Source organism: Pseudodesulfovibrio halophilus DSM 5663, from assembly GCF_059568665.1.
In genome coordinates, this window is sequence record NZ_JCANTV010000009.1 from 415161 (window position 1) to 434419 (window position 19259).

The 19259-nt window shown below is 65.3% G+C and carries 15 protein-coding genes; 13 read left to right on the forward strand and 2 right to left on the reverse strand.

Annotated features, from left to right (window positions below; translation table 11 throughout):
• Nucleotides 1-9 precede the first annotated feature (9 nt).
• Entirely contained in the window at nucleotides 10-726 is a 717-nt protein-coding gene (locus BR24_RS06740) for a YggS family pyridoxal phosphate-dependent enzyme (protein WP_496540726.1), read from the reverse strand.
• A gap of 338 nt (nucleotides 727-1064) precedes the next feature.
• On the opposite strand from BR24_RS06740, the gene BR24_RS06745 reads away from it, so the two are divergent.
• The 3 genes from BR24_RS06745 to pbpC are packed head-to-tail and all read left to right on the forward strand — an operon-like array spanning nucleotide 1065 to nucleotide 9205.
• A complete protein-coding gene (locus BR24_RS06745; protein WP_496540727.1) occupies nucleotides 1065-1523 on the forward strand; it encodes an L-2-amino-thiazoline-4-carboxylic acid hydrolase in 459 nt (152 codons plus the stop codon).
• 11 nt (nucleotides 1524-1534) lie between these two features.
• Nucleotides 1535-6868 (forward strand): alpha-2-macroglobulin family protein, encoded by a 5334-nt coding sequence (locus BR24_RS06750; protein WP_496540728.1) that lies wholly within the window; start codon nucleotides 1535-1537, stop codon nucleotides 6866-6868.
• A gap of 3 nt (nucleotides 6869-6871) precedes the next feature.
• Nucleotides 6872-9205: a penicillin-binding protein 1C gene (gene pbpC / locus BR24_RS06755; protein ID WP_496540729.1), complete on the forward strand. Its 2334-nt coding sequence runs from the start codon at nucleotides 6872-6874 to the stop codon at nucleotides 9203-9205.
• Between the two features lie 118 nt (nucleotides 9206-9323).
• Here pbpC and BR24_RS06760 read toward each other — a convergent pair whose 3' ends face one another.
• Complete coding sequence (locus BR24_RS06760) at nucleotides 9324-10166, reverse strand: tRNA (adenine-N1)-methyltransferase (protein ID WP_496540730.1); 843 nt, start codon at nucleotides 10164-10166, stop codon at nucleotides 9324-9326.
• A 153-nt stretch (nucleotides 10167-10319) separates the two neighbouring features.
• Here BR24_RS06760 and BR24_RS06765 point away from each other — a divergent pair, with 153 nt between their 5' ends.
• The 10 genes from BR24_RS06765 to BR24_RS06810 all read left to right on the forward strand — a co-directional run bounded on the left by BR24_RS06765 (nucleotide 10320) and on the right by BR24_RS06810 (nucleotide 19110).
• A complete protein-coding gene (locus BR24_RS06765; protein WP_496540731.1) occupies nucleotides 10320-11273 on the forward strand; it encodes a radical SAM protein in 954 nt (317 codons plus the stop codon).
• Between the two features lie 43 nt (nucleotides 11274-11316).
• Nucleotides 11317-12792 carry an Rne/Rng family ribonuclease gene (locus tag BR24_RS06770; protein ID WP_496540732.1) on the forward strand — a complete coding sequence of 492 codons (1476 nt, stop codon included), beginning with the start codon at nucleotides 11317-11319 and terminating at the stop codon, nucleotides 12790-12792.
• Nucleotides 12793-12869: 77 nt separating this feature from the next.
• Nucleotides 12870-13625 (forward strand): substrate-binding periplasmic protein, encoded by a 756-nt coding sequence (locus BR24_RS06775; RefSeq protein WP_496540733.1) that lies wholly within the window; start codon nucleotides 12870-12872, stop codon nucleotides 13623-13625.
• 68 nt (nucleotides 13626-13693) lie between these two features.
• Nucleotides 13694-14251: an epoxyqueuosine reductase QueH gene (locus BR24_RS06780; protein WP_496540734.1), complete on the forward strand. Its 558-nt coding sequence runs from the start codon at nucleotides 13694-13696 to the stop codon at nucleotides 14249-14251.
• Nucleotides 14248-14643 carry a hypothetical protein gene (locus tag BR24_RS06785; RefSeq protein ID WP_496540735.1) on the forward strand — a complete coding sequence of 132 codons (396 nt, stop codon included), beginning with the start codon at nucleotides 14248-14250 and terminating at the stop codon, nucleotides 14641-14643. The genes BR24_RS06780 and BR24_RS06785 overlap by 4 nt, the downstream gene beginning before the upstream one ends.
• On the forward strand, nucleotides 14643-15878 hold the full coding sequence (gene hemW / locus BR24_RS06790; protein WP_496540765.1) for a radical SAM family heme chaperone HemW: 1236 nt from the start codon (nucleotides 14643-14645) through the stop codon (nucleotides 15876-15878). The genes BR24_RS06785 and hemW overlap by 1 nt, the downstream gene beginning before the upstream one ends.
• 174 nt (nucleotides 15879-16052) lie before the next feature.
• Nucleotides 16053-16352, forward strand: coding sequence for a hypothetical protein (locus BR24_RS06795; protein ID WP_496540736.1), 300 nt, complete (start codon nucleotides 16053-16055; stop codon nucleotides 16350-16352).
• A gap of 1 nt (nucleotide 16353) precedes the next feature.
• Nucleotides 16354-18069, forward strand: coding sequence for a portal protein (locus tag BR24_RS06800; protein WP_496540737.1), 1716 nt, complete (start codon nucleotides 16354-16356; stop codon nucleotides 18067-18069).
• Nucleotides 18059-18292: a Bbp19 family protein gene (locus tag BR24_RS06805; protein WP_496540738.1), complete on the forward strand. Its 234-nt coding sequence runs from the start codon at nucleotides 18059-18061 to the stop codon at nucleotides 18290-18292. Before BR24_RS06800 ends, BR24_RS06805 begins: the two co-directional genes overlap by 11 nt.
• The gene (locus BR24_RS06810; RefSeq protein WP_496540739.1) at nucleotides 18289-19110 is read left to right on the forward strand and encodes a hypothetical protein; all 822 of its coding nucleotides are present in this window, start codon (nucleotides 18289-18291) and stop codon (nucleotides 19108-19110) included. The genes BR24_RS06805 and BR24_RS06810 overlap by 4 nt, the downstream gene beginning before the upstream one ends.
• The last annotated feature ends 149 nt before the right edge of the window (nucleotides 19111-19259 follow it).

The following is a 19259-nucleotide window of genomic DNA, read 5'->3' on the forward strand; positions in this document are numbered from 1 at the left end:
TAGGTGTTGCTATTTCGGAGGCCGGGCCCCGAATATCCTTGTCCCGACGCGCACGAGGGTCGCCCCCTCCTCCACCGCCGGGACGAAATCCCCGGTCATGCCCATGGACAGGTGCGGCAGAGAGAGCCCCAGCCGCTGCCCGATGCCGTCGCGAAGTTCCCGCAGCCGCGCGAAGAACGGTCTCGCCCGTTCCGGCTCGTCGAAAAACGGCGGCATGGTCATGAGGCCGCGCACCCGCAGGCCGTCCAGCTCGGACGCCTCGGCCACGAGCCGCTCCAGTTCGTCCGCTTCCGCGCCGCTCTTCTGTTCCTCGCCCGCGAGGCTGGCCTGTATGAGCACGTCCTGCACGGTGCCGCGCTCAGCGGCCTTGCTCGCCAGCTTTTTCGCCAGCTTCAGCGAATCCACGCTGTGCACCAGCTCGAAATTCCCGGCCACGAACTTGGCCTTGTTGGACTGCAGCCCGCCGATGAAATGCCAGCGCACGTCGAGCCCCTGCAGCGTCTCCTGCTTGCCGGCCGCCTCCTGCACGTAGTTCTCGCCGAAGTCCAGCTGCCCGGCATCCGCCAGCGCCGCAATGTCCGAAGCGGGATGCAGCTTGGACACCGCCACGAGGGCCACGTCGGACGGGGCTCTGCCCGCCTTTTTCGCGGCCTCGTCCAGTTCCTGCCGCACCGCCTGAACCCTTTCGCTCAGTTCCGATTTTCTCGCCTGCGTGTATTCCTGCATGAGACGCCTTATATTTCCGGGCTTTGGGCCTTCATCATCCTTATCGGCCCATTGTTCATTCAGTTTAGCGAACCTTACGCGAAAATCCGCTTCATAGCCACTTCCGCAGCGAACTACGTCACCCCCCACGCAAACGCAACCCCCCGCAATTCCGACAATTCAAAAAAGTCTAGACATCTCGGCGCCCTGCGTTTTTTCTGCAAAAATTTTTCCCGCCAGCGCCGCGGGAGAGGCCGAGATCCCGAAGAACCTTTCCCAAAAACGGCATTTCCAATACGGAAAAATCACTCCTTTTCTGGCACAGGGTTCCGGTATGTGCTAGCCCTCTTTTCATGAACGTGACGCAGATCGAACGCCGCATAATAGAAGCGGAAATGCTGGAACGGGTCTACGCGGAACTTCGCCGCGCCTTGGGTGACGAAGCCGCGCTGAAGGCGGTTGGGAACATTGCCGAACGCGCCGGTCGCGAGGGGGGCGAGGCCTTCGCCGCGTCCGCCCCGGACGGGCCGAGCCTCGCCCACTTCAAAACCGTGGTGGACATCTGGCGCGCCGGAGGTGCGCTGGACATCGAGGTGGACACGGACGAACCCGACGAGTTCGCTTTCCGCGTCACCCGGTGCGGGTACGTCGACGCCTACCGCCGCCTCGGCCTGCCCGAAGCGCTCTGCCGCACCATCTCCTGCAACCGCGACGGCCCCTTTGCCGAAGCCTACGATCCGCGCCTGACCCTTGAACGCCCCTGCACCATCGCCACCGGAGCCGAAGCATGTCGCTTCCGCTTCCTGTGGGACGAATAACGAGGTTCCCCATGAACGCCGACAACCTGAAAACCGCCGTCATCGCCGTGCTGTGCATCCTCGTGGCTGCGCAGGCCGCGTGGATAGTGCACCTGAGCCCCATACCCGAGATTCCGCCCACCCCGTCGGTCAAGGAGGCCCGCACTGCCCCGGACCGCTCCGGCGTGGAGGTGGAGTTGACCGCTCCGGCGGACACGGACGCCGTCCCCGCCGACAAGGCGGCCTCCATCAAGCCGCAGACCGAAGGGGAATGGGAATGGAGCAACCCGTACCTGCTGCGCTTCCGGGCCGACAGCCCGCTTGAGCAGGACGCGGAATACACGCTGAAGATGGCTTCGGCCCTGAACCTCGACGGCGAAACCGAGTTCACGCTTCGCACCGGCACCTTCCGGGTGGAGGAAATCCGGATGCGCGAGCAGGCCGGTCCGCGCCCCGGCACCGCGATCATCTCGGCCTTCGTCCGCTTTACCGGGCCAGTATCTCCCGAGGAACTGCTGGAAAACGCGACCCTCACCGAGGCAGGCGGCGAAGCCCTGCCCCTGCAGGTGACCACCTCGTGGAGTTCACGCCGCATGGAGCTTCGCTCCGACCCGGTGGAGAAAACCCCGGCCGGGGCCACTTACAGCCTGACTCTCAAAAGCGGCCTGAAGCGCTCCGGGTCCGAGCTGGCGCTGGATCGCGACTCGCAGGCCGAGATCGAACTGAAGCTGAACCCGGTACTGACGTTCCGCGGCGCCGATCTGTACGCCTCGGACGGGGAGACCGGCATCCGGCTCACCTTCTCCACGCCCATGGACGCCCGCAGAGTGGCAGGTCACCTCTCGGTATCCCCGGAGGCGGACTTCGACCTGCGCGCGGACGGCGACAGGCTGATGCTTCAGGGCGGCTTCACCCCCGGCGAGCGGTACGACGTCAGCCTGAAAAAGGGCCTGACGGCTGCGGACGGGGCCGAGCTGGCCGAAGACGCGGCCACCTCCGTGACCGTGCCGGACCTGCCGCCCTCCGTCGATTTCGTGGGACAGGGGCTGTTCCTGCCCGACAGCCGCCGCGCCGGACTGGCGCTGGATGCCGTCAACACGGACGAAATCACGGTGCGCGTGGACCGAGTCTACCCCAACAACCTCTTTTCCATGCTGCGCGAATACGGTTGGCGCATCTTCGATAACGACTGGAACCACTCCGGCGTTCCCTACAGCCTTGGCGGCAAGGTCATGGAACGCTCCGTGCCGGTGGACGCCGAACGCAACGAGAGCGTGCGGCTGCCCCTGCAGTTTGGCGACACGTTCGATGAAGGTGAGCGCGGCCTGTTCAAGGTCAGCGCGTCCGTCAAGGGGCAGAACGGAGCCAAGCGCTGGATGATCGTGTCGGACATCGGCCTGATGGCCAAGCGCGGCATGGACCGCTTTCTTGTCTGGGCCGTGTCCAACACCACGCTCGAACCGCTCTCCGGGGTCCGGCTGACGCTGGTGAGCGACAAGAATCAGCAACTGGCTCGCACCAGAACGGACCGGGCCGGGACCGCCTCCCTGCCGCTTCCGGCCGATGGCGACGAAGGACGCCCCTACCTGATTCTGGCCGAACGCACCGGCGGCGACTTCACATTCCTGCTGCCGTCGCGCTTCGAGGTGGACACCACCGGTCTGGACGTCTCCGGTTCGCAGAGCGTGCCTTCCGGCCTGCGCGCGTACCTGTACGGCGAGCGCGACCTGTACCGACCCGGCGAGACCCTCAAGGGCATGGCCGTGGTGCGGCAGGACGACCTGACCGTCCTGCCCCGGATGCCGCTGGTGCTCGTGCAGCACGACCCGCGCGGCCGTGAAATACGCAAGCTGCGCCTGACCACGGACCGCAACGGGGCGGCCGCCTTCGAGGTCCCCGTGCCAGACTATGCGCTCACCGGCCGCCACAGCCTCACCCTCAGGGCCGGGGACCGCGGCATCGGCACTTTTGACTTCAAGGTGGAGGAATTCGTACCGGATCGCATCAAGGTCGAAGTAAAGACCGCCCACGACACCTTCAGGCCCGGACAGACCATCAAGGCCGAGGTGCGCTCCAGTTATCTCTTCGGTCCACCCGCATCCAAGCTGCCCGTCACCACCCGCGTCCGGCTGGAAGCCGCGCCCTTCACCGCTCAAGACTATCCAGACTACGTGTTCGGCAACCCGGACCAGCCCTTCGAGCCGCAGGAGATATTCCACAGAGACGCGACGCTCGGCGAAGACGGGCAGGCGCGGTTCGACATCCCCGTGCCCGACGGCCTGACGCCTCCCTCCGCATTGAGCGCTACCATCTTCGGCCGCGTCAGCGAGTCCGGTGGACGCGGCGTCACGGCCCGGAAAAGGGTGACGATTCACCCTTGCAAGACCTATATCGGAATTAAAAAACTCAGCAAAAACGGATATGAATACGGACAACCGACAACTTTCGATTTTGTGACGACGGATCCATCCGGCAAACCGACTGAGCACGACGAGTTGCGCGCCGCCTTCTACCGGGACCGCTGGCGCACGGTGGTCCGCAAGTCACCTTCCGGCGGCTATCGCTATGAATCGGTCAACGACCCGGAACTGGTTTCCGAGACCGTCATTCAGGCAGGCAAGGCCGAGGGCAGCGTGGACTTCACCCCGCCGTCCTATGGCAGTTATCGCGCAGTCATTTCGTCGCCCGGACCCGGGGCCTCGGCTCAAGTGGAATTTTTCTGCGGGGGCTGGGGATACTCGCCGTGGGCGCTGGAAAATCCCGCGCGCATCGAACTGGTCACGGACCGGGAGCAGTACGATCCGGGCGACACCGCCACTGTGCAGGTGCGAGCCCCGTTCCCGGGCCGCCTGCTGGTGACCGTGGAAGGCGACAAAGTCCACCACTCGCAGACCGTAGAGCTTGACGGCAACACCGGCGAGGTCACCCTGCCGGTCAAGGCTGAGTACGCGCCCAACGCCTACGTCACCGCCATGCTGATCCGCAGGGCCGGGGACGTGCCGGAGGGCTCGGTGGGCCGTGCCTTCGGCGTCACGCCGCTGCTCGTGGACAACCTCTCCAACAGGATGGACCTCAGCGTGGACGCGCCCGCCGAGGTACGCCCCGAATCCGAGCTGACCATGACGGTCAAGGCCAGCCCCGGCGCCGTGGTCACGCTGGCGGCGGTTGACGAGGGCATCATGCAACTCTCCGGCAGTGACGATCCCGACCCGTTCGACTTCTTCTACGCCAGACGCGCGCTGGGCGTGCGCAGCTACGACACCTTCGCCCTGCTGTACCCGGATCTGGCCCGGATCATGGGCCGGGCCGACGCGGGCGGCGGCATGGCCATGATGGCCGAGAGCCGCTTCATGCGCACCGAGGGCATCCGCCGGGTCAAGCCCGTCTCCTTCTGGTCCGGCCCGTTGACCGCCGATGCGGACGGCTTGGTCCGCTACACTGCGAAACTCCCGGACTTTCAGGGCGCGCTTCGCATCATGGCGGTGAGCCTCGACGGCAAGCGCTTCGGCGCGGCACGACACATGACCCGCGTTCGCGCCCCCATCGCGCTCACCCCGACCCTGCCGCGCTTCATGGCCACCGGTGATACCGTGCAGATGCCGGTGACGGTCCGCAACGATCTCGGCTCCGAAGCGGGCATCACTGTCCGGGTGAAGGCCGAGGGCGCGCTCTCCAGCGAGGCGAAGGGGATGACTCTGCAACTGGCAAACGAGGCCGAGGATACGATCCATCTGCCGCTGGCCGCCGCATCCGGCGCGGGCGGCAAGGGGACCGTCACGGTCACCGCTGAGGGCGGCGGCGAATCGCGCACCGTCACCGTGGAGCTGCCGGTCCGCCCGGCGCTCCCCTACAAGCGCGAAGCGGCCTTCGGCAGCCTCAAGGGTTCCGACGAACTGGTCCCGGCGGCCCAAGGTTTCGTTACCGGCACCGTGACCCGCGAGGTCAGCGTGGGCTCCATGCCCCTGACCCGATTTGCGGGCAAACTGAAAACCTTGCTGCGCTATCCCTACGGATGCGCCGAGCAGACCACTTCCCGTGCGTTCCCGCTGATCCGCTTCGGCGACCTTGCCCGCGCCTTGGCTCCCGACGCCGTGGACGAGAAGGGCCCGGCATTCATGGTCCAGTCCGCCATCATGCGGCTGCTCTCCATGCAGACCGGGGACGGCGGTTTCGCCTTCTGGCCCGGCGGCACGCGCTCCCATCCGTGGGTGAGCGCGTATGTCACGCACTTCCTGCTGGAGGCGAAGCAGGCAGGATTCACCTCTCCCGGCATGCTTCAGCGCAGTCTCGGCCACATGCGCACCCTCGCGACACAACGCGGCTCCGATCTCGGCTCGACCGCCTACGCCCTGTTCGCCCTCGCCAAGGCCGGCACCCCGGACCGCGGCTCCATGGACGAGCTGCGAGACAACCGCAAGGACCGGCTCTCGGCCGCCGACCGCACCCTGCTGGCCAGTGCCTACGCCCTGTCCGGCGACATGGACTCCTTCAATGTCCTTCTGTCTGAACTGCCCGAAATGAAGGCTGGCCGGGCTTCCGGCGGGGGCATGCGCTCCGAGTTGCGCGACAGCGCCCTGATGCTTTTGACCCTTGCTGATGCTGCACCGGACGACCGGCTCGTGCCGCAACTGACCGAAAAGGTCTCGCGCTTGATGGCGTCGAGTTCATGGGGAACCACGCAGGAAAACGCGCTGGCCTTCGCGGCCGTGGGCAAGGCGCTGAACCTCGGCGACGGCGACCCGCTTTCCGGAACCCTCGCTCAGGGCGGCGCGGACCATCCCTTCAAGGATGCGCAGAGCTTCGCCCGGACCTTCAACGGCAGCGACGCCATGCAGTTGAGGCTGGAAAATGCCGAAGCCACCGCGTTCTGGTCCGTGACCACGCGCGGCATCCCGCAGGAGGCGCAAGCCGCGAGCAGCGGCCTGAACGTGCGACGCACCTTCCTCGACAGGCAGGGCCGCCCGGTGGATGTCGCCACGGTGCAGCAGGGAGCGCTGCTGATCATGAAGACCGAGGTCCGCGCCGACTCAGCCGTGGAAAACGTGGTGGTGCAGGCGCTGCTTCCCGCCGGAATGGAAGTGGAGAACCCGAGGCTCGAATCCTCGGAGACCGCGGCCTTTTCAGGGGAGGGCGAACGCCCGCTTGGGGGGCATCAGGACCTGCGCGACGACCGCGTCCTGTTCTTCACGGACCTGAGAGGCGGCCTCTGGCACGCAGGATACACGCAGCTTCGGGCCATCACTCCGGGCAGCTTCGCCCTGCCCCCGATACAGGCGGAGGCCATGTATGATCCGTCGATCTTCGCCCTCGGTCCCGAGGTCAACAAAGGTGTGGTGGGGCGGACCGACGTGACCGTCAAGGAGTAGGCCGTGAAGCCAGTCCACCGCTGCTCCGGACCCAGCCGGACCGGATGCAGGGGGCTGCGCATTGTCGCGCTGCTGCTCCTGCTTTCCGGAGCCTTTCTGGTGCTTGACGCCATGTTTCCGTTCCCGCAGGAACGGCTCTCGCCCCCTTCCGGGGTGCGGGTGCTGGACCGCGACGGCGTCGAACTGCGCCGCTTCACGGCTTCGGACGGCATGTGGCGATTCCCGACAGGGCTTGCGAAGATCTCTCCGCGGCTTGTAACCGCGCTCATCGAGTCCGAGGACCGCTGGTTCCGCCTGCACCCGGGAGTGAACCCGCTGGCCGTGGTCCGCGCGGCGTGGAGCAACCTCATACAGGGCCGCGTGGTATCGGGCGCGTCAACCATCCCCATGCAGATCGCGCGGATGGCGGAACCCCGGCCCAGAACGCTCGGCGCAAAAATCATCGAAGCGTTCCGCGCCCTGCAACTTGAACGGCACTACACCAAGGACGAACTGCTTGGCATCTACCTGAACATGGCCCCCTTCGGCGGCAACATCTACGGGGTGGACGCGGCCTCGCGCATCTACTTCGGCAAACCGCCGGACCGGCTCTCGCTTGGAGAATGCGCCCTGCTGGCCGTGCTTCCCCGCTCACCCAGCCGCTATGACCCGGCGCGGCACCCGAAGACGGCCCGGCGCGTGCGCGACCGCGTGCTCGACACCCTGGCCGGAAGCGGCGTCATCGGGGTCACCGAGGCGGCGCGCGCCAAGCGACAGCCCATGGTGGCTTCGCGACGCAGCTCCCGGATGCTCGCCCCTCACTTCACCCTGCTCGCAAGACACCGTCTGGGAGCCGCCACCGTCCTTGAAACCAGCCTCGATCGCGACAGCCAGCGCGTGGTGCAGCGGCTCACGGCCCGCCACGTCGCACGCATTCAGCATCAGGGATTGCACAACGCCGCCGTGGTGGTGCTGGACCGGCGCACGCGCGAGGTGTTGGCAATGGCGGGGTCCGCGGATTTCTTCGACGATCGCACGCAGGGGCAGGTCAACAACGCCCTCGCCGCACGCTCCCCCGGCTCCACGCTCAAGCCGTTTCTTTACGCGCTGGCTTTCGACAAGGGCACGGCCCTGCCCGGGTCGCGACTGCTGGACGTGCCCACCGACTATTCCGGATATCGCCCCGACAATTATTCCGGCACGTTCTCCGGGCAGGTGGACGCCTCGCACGCGCTGTCGCGCTCCCTCAACGTCCCGGCGGTGCGGCTGCTGGCCCGGACCGGACTGGATGACTTTCACCGTCTGCTGACCAAGGGAGGGTTGGAGAGCATCGACCGACCCGCAGCGTCCTACGGGCTGCCGTTGGCGCTTGGGGCCTGCGAAGTGCGGCTCATGGATCTTACCAACCTGTACGCCACGCTGGCGCAGGGAGGCGCACACCGACCATGGCGCATCGCTCCGGGAGACCCCGGTCCCGGCACCGCGCTCTTCAGCCCTGAAGCCACGCATATGGTTTCGGAAATACTCACGAACGTGGCCCGGCCGGATATGCCTGAGTCATGGCGGCTCACGCGGGACCGGCCGGCGGCGGCATGGAAGACCGGAACGTCCTTCGGGCACCGCGACGCATGGGCCGTGGGCTTCGGCCCCACGCTGGCAGTCGGGGTCTGGGTGGGCAATCCGGACGGGTCGCCGGTCAAGGGCATCTCCGGCAGCCGACACGCCGGCCCGCTGCTGTTCGACGTTCTGCGCGCGCTGGAGCCCGCTTCACGGGACCTGCACCTCCCGAAGGCCCCCGAACTCCGGACGATCAGACTCTGCGCCGCCAGCCGCCTGCCCGCCGGTCCGGACTGCCCCGAGGTCGTGGAAACCGTTGCCGGGCCTCGCATGAGCCTGCCCCGGTGCACGGACCACAGGCGGGTGCTCGTGGACGCGCAGACCGGCCTGCGGCTTCAGGGGGACTGCCTGCTCAGGCGCCCGGCCACGTCCGAGGTGGTGCGAACCGTGCCGCCGGAGCTGGCGGCGTGGCTCGCGGCTCAGCACAGGCCGGTCCCGGCCCCCCCGGAACCGAGCCCCCTCTGCACGGGAGTCCCGGACGGTGGGCCGTCCATCACCTCACCCTCAGGGGACACCCCTTATCTGCTGCGAGACGACGCCCCTTCCGAATATCAGCAGATCGTGCTTGAAGCCGCCACCGGCGAACCGGACCGTCCGTTGTGGTGGTACGTGGACAACCGCTTTGCAGGGAAAAGCACCGGGGACGACAAACTGTTCCATCACGCCCGGCCGGGCATCCATCGCGTCTCCGTCACGGACGAGCAGGGCCGCACGGACAGCCTGACCTTCACGGTTCGCTGAACGTTTCGTATTACAAAATGCTTTCAAAAAACAATCGGTGCAACGCACAGCACGTCGCACCGATTGTCGGCATGTCTTTATTTCGGGACCTTAGGAAAAGGTCACCGCAGCGCGAGGGCTATTCCTCGGCCGGAGCGCCGCCATTTTCCGGGGCTTCGGGCTCGGCCGGTTCAGGCGCTTCGATCTTGGGGCGCTCCATGGGCTGCATGTAGCGGGCGAAAACGAGGAAACCGGTGTGGGCCACCATGCGGTCGTCCGGGCGCAGGCGCTCGGCAACGGGCTTCCACTGCCGCACGAGGATTTCCAGCACTTCGAGGCTCTTGAACGGGCCGCGCTCCAGACCGTGCAGCAGCTCGCTCACCTGATTGGTGGTGGGCAGCAGGAAGCCGCACATGGCGCCGGGGATGACGGCGTCCGGGATGCTGTCGAGATATTCCCACGGGGTGCGCACATCCAGAAACAGCGCGTCCGCGCCGCTGTGGCGGAACCCTTCGGTGATGTCCTGATTGATCTGCTCCACGCGATGACTCAGGCCCACGCGCTCAAGGTTCTTCCGGGCGAGGTTGTAGAACTCCTCGCGTCGCTCGTAGGTGATGACGCGACCGGTATCGCCCACGGTCCACGCAAGGGCGGTGGTCAGACCGCCCGACCCGGTACCGGACTCGATGACGGTGGAGCCGGGGCCTATGCCCAGCTTGAGCATCAGGTAGCCGATCTCTTTGGGGTACATGATCTGGGTCTGCCGCTTCACGCTCTTGATGAGATCGTAGAGCGTGGGCTTGAGCACCAGATAGGGTCTGCCGAGGTGGGAGTGGACATACTTGCCGAAACCGGCCTCGGCCACGTCCGACATGAGGATCTTCCCCTCGTTGGTGTGCAGTTCCCCTTCGGGGTCGAATTTCTGCATGTACCGCTTGTTCTTGCGGCTGATGAGCAGCACGAGCTGTCCGGTTTCGATCATTGAAGGCCTCCGGGCGTTTTGAATGCCCTTGCCCTATGGTCAAAGTCGCCGCAAGTCAAGCTCTCCCTTGACAATCTCAACACATGGTTTAGATAAGCTATTGAGAAAACTTGCTGCCCGTTTTCGTTCACGGGCGGCCATGCAAGGAGTCGCATGGGCTACAAATACGTATTCGGTCCGGTAATGAGCGGTCGCCTCGGCCGTTCGCTGGGGCTGGACCTGCTTGGCGGGCGCATCTGCAGCATGGACTGCGTGTACTGCGAAGTGGGCGCCACCCGGCAGCTGACCATTGCCCGCGCTCCCTACATTCCCGCCGAGGACATCCTCGACGAGCTTGAACAGTGGAAGGACGAAGGGCATGAACCGCCGGAGATGATCACTCTGGGCGGCCTCGGGGAACCCACCCTCAACACCGAACTCCCGTACGTCATCGAAGAGTCCAGAAAACTCTTTCCCGGCGTGCCGGTGGCGGTGCTCACCAACTCCACCCTCCTGCCCGACCCGACCGTGCGCGCCGAGCTGGCGCAGGCGGACGTCATCCTTCCATCACTCGATTCGCTCGTTCAGGACGAGTTCCGAAGCGTGAACCGCCCGGTCCCCGGCGTGGAAGCCGAGACCGTGGCTCAGGGCCTCGAACAGTTCCGAAAGGACTTCAGGGGCAAGATATTTCTGGAAATTCTGCTGGTCCGGGGTGTGAACGATTCCGACAGGAACCTGGACCTGCTGGCTGATTTCTGCCGACGCAACGTTTTCGAGCGGGTGGACGTGGTGACCCTGAGTCGCCCCGGCACCGAGCGGTCCGCGCTGGCTGCCGACCCCGAAACCGTTGCCCGTTGGCGCGAGGCGCTGGAGGCCGGGGAAGTCCCGGTCACCGAGCGGGAGGTTGTGCGACAGGACGCTCTGGACGACGAGCAGATCATTGAGATGATCCGCGCGTCGCTGGACCGCAGGCCGCAGACCGCCGCGCAGCTCTCGGAGGCGCTCGGCGTGGGGGAGAACCGCATGGAGAACCTGTGCATCGAACTTGAGCGGCGGGGAGAACTCGTCGCCCGCAGGGAACCCGGCGGCACCTTCTACCACGGCGCGGGCCGCGAGATGCGCGAGTAGACGCCTCGTTTGGTTTGCAACGATATTTCATTGAGAGGAAGACATGACCGCAAAAAAGAAGCGGCAGAAAATGTTCATCTCGGTTCTGCCGGGCGAACAGGTCGAGGTGGTCGTGGCCGAGGAAGGCCGCGTGCAGGAATACTATGTGGAGATGGCGCATCAGGAAAAGACGCGCGGCAACATCTACAAGGGCTACATCCACAACATCGACAACGGGCTGCAGGCCGCGTTCATCAACTACGGGGCCGAACGAAACGGCTTCCTGCAGATCGACGAAGTCCATCCCGAATACTACACCGGCAGCTACAAGCTGCGCAAAGGCTCCAAGTACCCGCTCATGCAGCAGGTCCTCAAGGCGGGTCAGGAAATGCTCGTGCAGGTGGTCAAGGAACCCACCGGCAAGAAGGGCGCGTTCCTGACCACCAATCTTTCCCTGCCCGGACGCAGCTTCGTTTACACTGTGGGGCGCGACCAGATGGGCGTTTCGCGCAAGATCGAGGACGAGAAGGAGCGCACCCGCCTCAAGAGCATTCTCGAAACCATGACCCCCGAGGAAGGCGTGGGCCTCATCGCCCGCACCGCCGCCGTGGGGCAGTCCAAGGCCGCGCTGGAGCGGGACTACAAATATCTCAACCGGCTCTGGAAGGACGTCCGCAAGAAGGCGCAGGAAGTCAAGGCGCCCTCCATCGTCTACAAGGAACTCAACCTCGCGGCCCGCGCCGTTCGCGACTACCTGACCTCCGACGTGGTCGAGATTTGGGTGGACGACGCCGACACCTTCGAGGAGGTCAAGCAGTTCGCGGCCCTGACCTTCCCCAGAAAGCCCAACCTCGTGAAGCTCCACTCCGACCCTGAACTTTCCCTGTGGGAACGCTTCAACATCACCAAGCAGATTCATGAAGTCTATTCCCGCGAAGTAACCCTCCCATCCGGAGGCCGGCTGGTCATCGACGCCACCGAGGCCCTCACCGCCGTGGACATCAACTCCGGCAAGATCGGCGGGGAGCGCAACTTCCACAAGATGGCCCTCAAGACCAACATGGAAGCGGCCGAGGAGATCGCGAGGCAACTCAGACTTCGCGACATCGGAGGCCAGATCGTCATCGATTTCATTGAGATGAAGGATCCGAAGCATTGTCGGGAAGTCGAGAAGACCATGCGCTCGGCCATGAAGGTGGACCGCGCCCGCACGGACGTCGGCCGCATCTCAAGCTTCGGGTTGATGGAGGTGGTCCGCCAGCGCCTCGGCTCCTCGGCCATCTCCCTGAGCACCGAACCCTGCCCCTGCTGCGGCGGAACCGGCATCCGGCGCAACATGGAGTGGCAGGCGCTGTCCGCGCTCAAGGACATCCACCGCATGCTGAGCAAATCCGACTGCTCCGAGCAACTCATCTATTCCTGCCATCAGGAACTGGCTCTCTACCTGCTCAACAGCAAGCGCGAGGTGCTCGAACGCCTCGGCAGCCGCTGCGGCAAGACCATCGAGGTAGAAATAGAACCAAGCATTTGCGGGCACTAACGCCGCAAGCGAAGATTATCATCCCCGTCCCCCTGCGAACATCTGTCCGCAGGGGGATTTTTGCGTTATGGTAAACCATGCGCAGACTCCTCACGCTCATACTCGTGATGGCGGCAGCTGTTCTGGTGCCCGCCAACAGGCCCGCATCCCTTGCGGGGCCTCAGCTCCTGCGCATGGGCGCCGACCAGTGGCCGCCGTACGAGTTCATCGTGGAAGACATGCTCCACGGCATCTCGGCGGATGTGACCCGCATGGTGCTTCGGAGCATGGACAAGCGCGTTTCGCGCGTGGTGGAGGTTCCGTGGAAGCGCGGGTTGCAGCTGCTTGAGTGGGGCGATCTGGACGTGCTCGTCTCCGGCGTACGCACTGCGAAGCGCGAGCAGAGGTACCTGTACCCCGACGAGCCGATCATGACCGCCATGTGGCGAGTCTTCACCCCTATGGACTCGAAGATTCGCGGCGACGCGGATCTGCAGGATGTGCGCGTGGGCGTTGTGCTTGGCTACCAGTACCCCGAAGGCTACCTCGACGGCCTGAAGCGGCGGACCAGGGTCCAGCAGGTGAGTTCGGACGAGACCAACATCCGCAAGCTCGCCAACGACCGGCTCGACGCCATCATCGCCGATCACGACAACGCCATGTGGATTCTGACGAAGCTGGGCCTTCGTGATGAGATTCGCCCCGTAGGCGAGGCCATCGGCACCCGGCACATCTACCCCCTCTTCAGCCGCGAGACGGTTTCCGAGGAGCTCGTCGAGGAGTTCTCGCAACACCTGAAGCGCTTCAAGCAGACGGACGCCTACATCGAGATTCTTGACCGGTATTCGAACTGAACGGCCTTTACAAGCGCGTCGAAGCGTCGCACACTGCCCCTGCCCGACACTTCGGGCGGCGAGTCGTCATGGACAAGAGAATTCTTCTGCACATCTGCTGCGGCCCCTGCTCCATCAGCGTCATCCGATCGCTGCAGGATCAGGGTTTCGCGGTCACCGGCCTGTTCCACAACCCGAACATCCACCCGCTCACGGAGTACGTGAAGCGGCGCGACGGCTGTCTGGAAGTGGCGGAACGGCTTGGCGTCAAGGTCATCGTCAAGGACGACGAATACACCCCGCGCGACTTTCTGCGGACCGTGGCATGGCGCGAGGACAACCGCTGTTTCCACTGCTACGCCATGCGGCTGGAACGCACCGCGTCCATCGCCAAACGCGGCGGGTTCCCCTTCTTCAGTTCCACGCTGCTTTATAGCAAGATGCAGAAACACGACGAAATCGCCGCGCTCGGCAGGGACATGGCCACACCCAAGACCGCATTTCACTATGAGGACTTCCGCACGGGCTGGAAGGAGGGCATCGAGACCTCCAAGGAGTGGGGCATCTACCGCCAGCAATACTGCGGGTGCATTCACAGCGAATACGAACGGTATCACCGCGAACTGAACACCGGGAGGCACGAATGATCGACCTCAAACGTTCGCCCGTGGGCAAGATCTTCAGGCTGGAGGTGATCCTCTTCGCCTTCGTTCTCAACCCCCTGATGAAACTGAGCAGCGCCCTGTCCGCCGGTGACATGGAGATGGCACGCACACAGGGTCTCGCCCTTGCGGTCTACCTGATTCTCGCGTGGTTCACGTGGCGCCGGCAGGTGGTGGCGACATGGGGCGCGAGCATCCTCATGGTAGTCAACGGCGGCCTGACCGTGCTCAACTTCGGTGCCGCCGTTATTCTGGGCAGGGCCTTCGAATCCCCGGTCAGCGCGCCGCTGTATCTGCTTGACCTGCTGATCGGCCTGTACTTCCTCTATGCCGGGACCGTGGTCTTCCGCCAACGCCCCTCGTGGAAACGCCGCTGATGCCGGGAACCCACAAGCCGGGCACGCAGGTGGCCCCGGCCTTTCCCTTCCTCGCCGATCAATCCGGCAGCTCCAAGGCGGCAAAGCCTGCGCCCGGCGGCATGCTGCTGTACATTCACGTCCCGTTCTGCCGCTCGCGCTGCAATTACTGCACGTTCCACTCGCAGGCCTTCGACGACATCAAGTTCGCCTGGTACCACAAGATACTCCAACAGGAGATCGCGCTCTGGGGCAAGCGCCTCAAGAAGCCCAAGCTCCAGACGGTCTACTTCGGCGGCGGCACGCCGAGCCTGTATCCTCTCGGCAAGCTGGACGAGACCATGCGCTCCCTGCGCAGGCACTTCCGGTTTCAGGAAGGCATGGAGATCACGCTGGAGGCCAACCCGGACTCCGCCTGCGACACCAGCTGGTTCCGCGCCCTGCTTTCCATGGGCTTCAACCGCCTCTCCCTCGGCGTGCAGTCGCTCAAGGACGAGGACCTCTCCCTGCTCGGCCGCCCGCACTCCTCGGGCATGGCCGTCTCTTCCTTCCATCAGGCGCGCGAGGCCGGATTCGGGAACATCAGCCTCGACTTCATCTGGGGCCTGCCGGGGCAACGTCTCAGGAGCTGGGTCGACCAGCTCAAGGAGGTGGCCGAGCTCAAGCCCGAGCACATCTCCGCCTACAGCCTGACCATGGAACCCAAGGCCCCCATGACGCGCATGCTCGAATCCGGCGAGATCACCCTGCCGTCGGACACGGAGCAGGGGCGCATGTTCATCTACGGTGCCGAGTATCTGGAGTCCATGGGGTACATGCACTACGAGGTGTCCAACTTTGCGCGGATGGGCTTTGCCAGCCGCCACAACAGCGGTTACTGGGAAGGGCGCGACTACCTCGGCCTCGGCCCCTCGTCGGTCTCCACCATCGGCCGCAGGCGCTTCACCAATCCCCGATATCTGGACGAATACGACGCCGCCGTGCGCGGGGCGTTTGCCGGGGACGACTTCGAGCAGCTCTCGGACACCGACCTGCTTCAGGAGATGGTCATGCTCTCCCTTCGCACCGCCAAGGGGCTCGACCTCAAGGCCTTTCGCGAGCGCGCCGGGTACGACCTCGTCAAGCGGCAGGAGCGGCTCATAACCGCGCTGCATCGCGAGAACCTTGTACGAATCGTTCAGGGCAGGCTCAGGCTCACCAAGAACGGCATGCTCGTCTCCAACGCCATCATCCGCAGCCTCATCTTCGAAGAATAGCCCCCCGGGGCCCTCCTCCTGCTTTCCGGCCCCGGCCCGGGTCCTTCCCGCACGTCCTGTCAACAGGGAATGTTGTCCCCGAAACACCCGTGAACCGCCTCGAAACGCCCCGCGTCGCGAACCGGGGCTATACTGGCCGCCTCTTGCAATCACAACCCGCAAAGGAGGCAACTCATGGGTGGTACCGCATCGCTTGTGTCCTCGGCTCTGACGGTGGCGTCACAGTTCGCCGGAGGCAGAGGCTCCTCTGGCCCCTCGCAGGCCGACATCATGGAAAAACAGCGCAAACGGCGCGAAAGGGAAAAGCGTCAGGCCGAGGCCGACGAGCGCCGCAAGGAGCGCGAGCGCCGGCGCGAAGCGGCTCTTCTGGAGGAAAAGAGGCTGAAATCCTCCAGGGCCGGACGGCCAGCCCTCGCGCGTCTGGACAGCGACCCCGACAGGGACTCCCGGCTCAAGGACACGCTGGGAGGCTGACATGGAAAACAAGGAACTGGCCGAATCCGTCAAGGAACGGTTCGGCAGGCTTGAGGAGCGGCGGGCGCGCTGGGTTCCGGCATGGCGCGAGCTCGCCGCCTACGTGCTGCCGCGCAAGGATCGATTCGGAGAAACCCGCGCGCCGGTCAAGGGAGACGACCGCATCTTCGACTCCACCCCTTCCCACTCGCTCGAGCTGCTCTCCTCCGCCCTCTGCGGCCTGCTCACCAACCCGGCCGTGCCGTGGTTCGACATCCGCCCCACGGACCGCGAGGTCGCGGACCGCGAAGACGTGCGCGCCTTCCTGAGCGAAGTGCGCGAGCGCATGACTGCTGTCTTCAACAGCGAGAACACCGGTTTCCAGACCCACGTGCACGAGCTGTATCTGGACGTGGCCCTGTTCGGTTCCGGCGTCATGTACGTGGAGGCGGACCCGGACTGCGTGGTGCGCTTCAACACCCGCCCGCTGGGTGAAATCTGCGTGGCCGAGGACGCGCGGGGCATGGTGGACACCGTGTTCCGCCGCTACGAACTCACCGCGCGACAGGCCGTGCAGGAGTGGGGCGACGACTGCTCGGACGAGACCCGCAGGCAGGCCGAAGATCAGCCCGAATCCACGGTCGAAGTGCTGCACGCGGTGTTCCCCCGAGACGACAGGGATCCCTTCGGCATCGGGGTGATCAACTTCCCGTGGTGCTGCGTATACCTCGAGGCGCGCTCCGGACATCTGCTGGAGGAGTCCGGATATCTGGAGATGCCCTACATGGTGCCGCGCTGGTGCAAGACGTCCGGCGAAACATACGGCCGGGGCCCCGGGCTGACCGCGCTTTCTGACATCCGGGTGCTCAACGCCATGGCCAAGACCGCGCTCATGGCGGCGGAGAAGATGAGCGACCCGCCGCTGATGGTGCCGGACGACGGCTTCCTCGGCCCCATCCGCTCCGGCCCCGGCGGCCTCTCGTACTACCGCGCCGGGTCCAACGACCGGGTGGAGGCCCTGCCCGTCCACGCGGACCTGCGCTCGACGCAGGCCATGATGGAGCAGCGGCGCGAATCCATCCGCAGCATCTTCCTCGGCGACCAGCTGGCTCCGGCCGACGGCCCCGCCATCTCCGCCACCGAGGCGATCATCCGTCAGAGCGAAAAGATGCGCGTACTCGGCCCCGTGCTGGGCAGACTCCAGACCGAACTGCTCGGCCCGCTGGTACGCCGCGTGTTCAACATCATGGCTCGCACCGGGGCTCTGCCCCCCATGCCCGAAGGCATGGAAACCGAGGACTTCACCGTCCGCTACGCCTCGCCGGTGAACATGGCGCAGAAGCGCTACGAGGCACAGGGCATGCAGCAGGCCATGCAGTACCTGGCCCCGCTCATGGGTCAGGGCGACCCCTTCGGCCTCATGGACAACTTCGACCCGGACCGCGTGGCGCGCCATGCCGCGGAGCTTTTCGGCGTGCCCGCGGACTACCTGCTCCCGGAACAGGCCGTGGCCGAGAAGCGCAACGGCAGGGCACAGTCCGCCGGACAGGCGCAACGGTCTCAGACCGTGGAGCGCATGGCGGGCATCGCCAAACTGCTCTCCGAAGCGGACATGAGCAAGCCGAGCGCCCTCACCGAACTGATCAAAGCCTCGGGCGGCGATCCCATGAGCGTCATCATGGGGGCGGCATCTCCCGCCGGTTCCGCACCCGACAACGGAGGTGGCGATGCGGCCTGATGATCCGTTGGAACTGCACAAAAGCTACCGCCGCGTTTTCGAAACACCGGACGGGCGCAGGGTGCTGAAAGACCTTGAAGCGCGTTCCTTCGTGCGCGGCAGCAGCTTCGCCCCCGATCCGGGACGCATGGCTTTCAACGAGGGCAGACGCAGCATGAGCCTGCACGTCCGGCACATGCTCGACCCCGACAACTTCAACCCGAACAATGGAGACCCCCGATGAACGACTCGCAGATCAACGACTGGCGCCAGAGCCTGCCCGAGGACTGGACCGTGCGCGTGCGCGGCGAACAGGGCGAACAGGAGATTCCCCTGCGCGACCATCCGGCACTGGCCAAGTACGCCAGCAAGGACGAGGCGGTGAAGGCCCTCGTCCACGCCCAGCGCATGCTCGGCAGACGCCCCGAAGGCTACATGCCCCTGCCCTCCGAGGACGACGGACAGGGCTGGGAGGAGGTCTGGAACGCCCTTGGCCGCCCCGAATCCCCCGCCGCCTATCGCCTGCCGGACTTCGACCTGCCCGACGGCGTTGAAATCCGAGAAGACCTCATGGAGGAATTCCTCGCCCGCTCCCATCAGCTCGGCCTCAACGAACAGCAGGCCGCAGGCCTCTTCGAATGGTTCATCCCCCGCGTGCTGGACACCATGCACGAGGAGGGCGCGGAAGAGGAGCGGCGCTCCCGTCAGGAAATGGAGACCCTGCGCAGCACGCATCGCGGCGATATGCCCAAGGTGCTGGAACAGGCTCGCCAGACCGCGCTGGCCGTGGGCGGCGAGGAACTGCTGGACGCATTGGAAGCCACCCGCGCGGGCAACCGCGCAGCCGTGATCAGCGCCTTTGCGCGCATGGCCCCGCTGGTGCTCGAGGGGCGCTTCAAAGGACGCAAGGGCATGAACGAGGGAGAAGCCAGCGCGCAGAAGCTCAGGGAGATGATGCGCGACCCGCGCTATGCCGACCCCACCCGGCGCGACCCGGAGTTCGTCAAGCGCATCGAGGACGGGTTCCGCTCGCTCTACCCTGCGGAAGTCGGAGCGCGCTAACAGTCGAATCAGGCGGAAGACAAAAGAAAAACCCCGGCACGAGCCGGGGTTTTTACTTGGAAAATCCGTCGGAAGGAGAGTGAATGACGGACCTTCCCATGGTCAGTTACGGTCAGTTGGCAGGGTCGGAGGCACAGGGTCCGCCAGCT

What these genes read in the sequence shown, in the direction of transcription:
- BR24_RS06760 (WP_496540730.1), bottom strand. Translation starts at nt 10,166, where the DNA reads ATGATCGAAACCGGACAGCTCGTGCTGCTCATCAGCCGCAAGAACAAG.
- BR24_RS06810 (WP_496540739.1), top strand. Translation starts at nt 18,289, where the DNA reads ATGAACGACTCGCAGATCAACGACTGGCGCCAGAGCCTGCCCGAGGAC.
- BR24_RS06765 (WP_496540731.1), top strand. Translation starts at nt 10,320, where the DNA reads ATGGGCTACAAATACGTATTCGGTCCGGTAATGAGCGGTCGCCTCGGC.
- BR24_RS06800 (WP_496540737.1), top strand. Translation starts at nt 16,354, where the DNA reads ATGGAAAACAAGGAACTGGCCGAATCCGTCAAGGAACGGTTCGGCAGG.
- BR24_RS06740 (WP_496540726.1), bottom strand. Translation starts at nt 726, where the DNA reads ATGCAGGAATACACGCAGGCGAGAAAATCGGAACTGAGCGAAAGGGTT.
- BR24_RS06805 (WP_496540738.1), top strand. Translation starts at nt 18,059, where the DNA reads ATGCGGCCTGATGATCCGTTGGAACTGCACAAAAGCTACCGCCGCGTT.
- hemW (WP_496540765.1), top strand. Translation starts at nt 14,643, where the DNA reads ATGCCGGGAACCCACAAGCCGGGCACGCAGGTGGCCCCGGCCTTTCCC.
- BR24_RS06795 (WP_496540736.1), top strand. Translation starts at nt 16,053, where the DNA reads ATGGGTGGTACCGCATCGCTTGTGTCCTCGGCTCTGACGGTGGCGTCA.
- BR24_RS06775 (WP_496540733.1), top strand. Translation starts at nt 12,870, where the DNA reads ATGCGCAGACTCCTCACGCTCATACTCGTGATGGCGGCAGCTGTTCTG.
- BR24_RS06780 (WP_496540734.1), top strand. Translation starts at nt 13,694, where the DNA reads ATGGACAAGAGAATTCTTCTGCACATCTGCTGCGGCCCCTGCTCCATC.
- BR24_RS06785 (WP_496540735.1), top strand. Translation starts at nt 14,248, where the DNA reads ATGATCGACCTCAAACGTTCGCCCGTGGGCAAGATCTTCAGGCTGGAG.
- BR24_RS06750 (WP_496540728.1), top strand. Translation starts at nt 1,535, where the DNA reads ATGAACGCCGACAACCTGAAAACCGCCGTCATCGCCGTGCTGTGCATC.
- BR24_RS06770 (WP_496540732.1), top strand. Translation starts at nt 11,317, where the DNA reads ATGACCGCAAAAAAGAAGCGGCAGAAAATGTTCATCTCGGTTCTGCCG.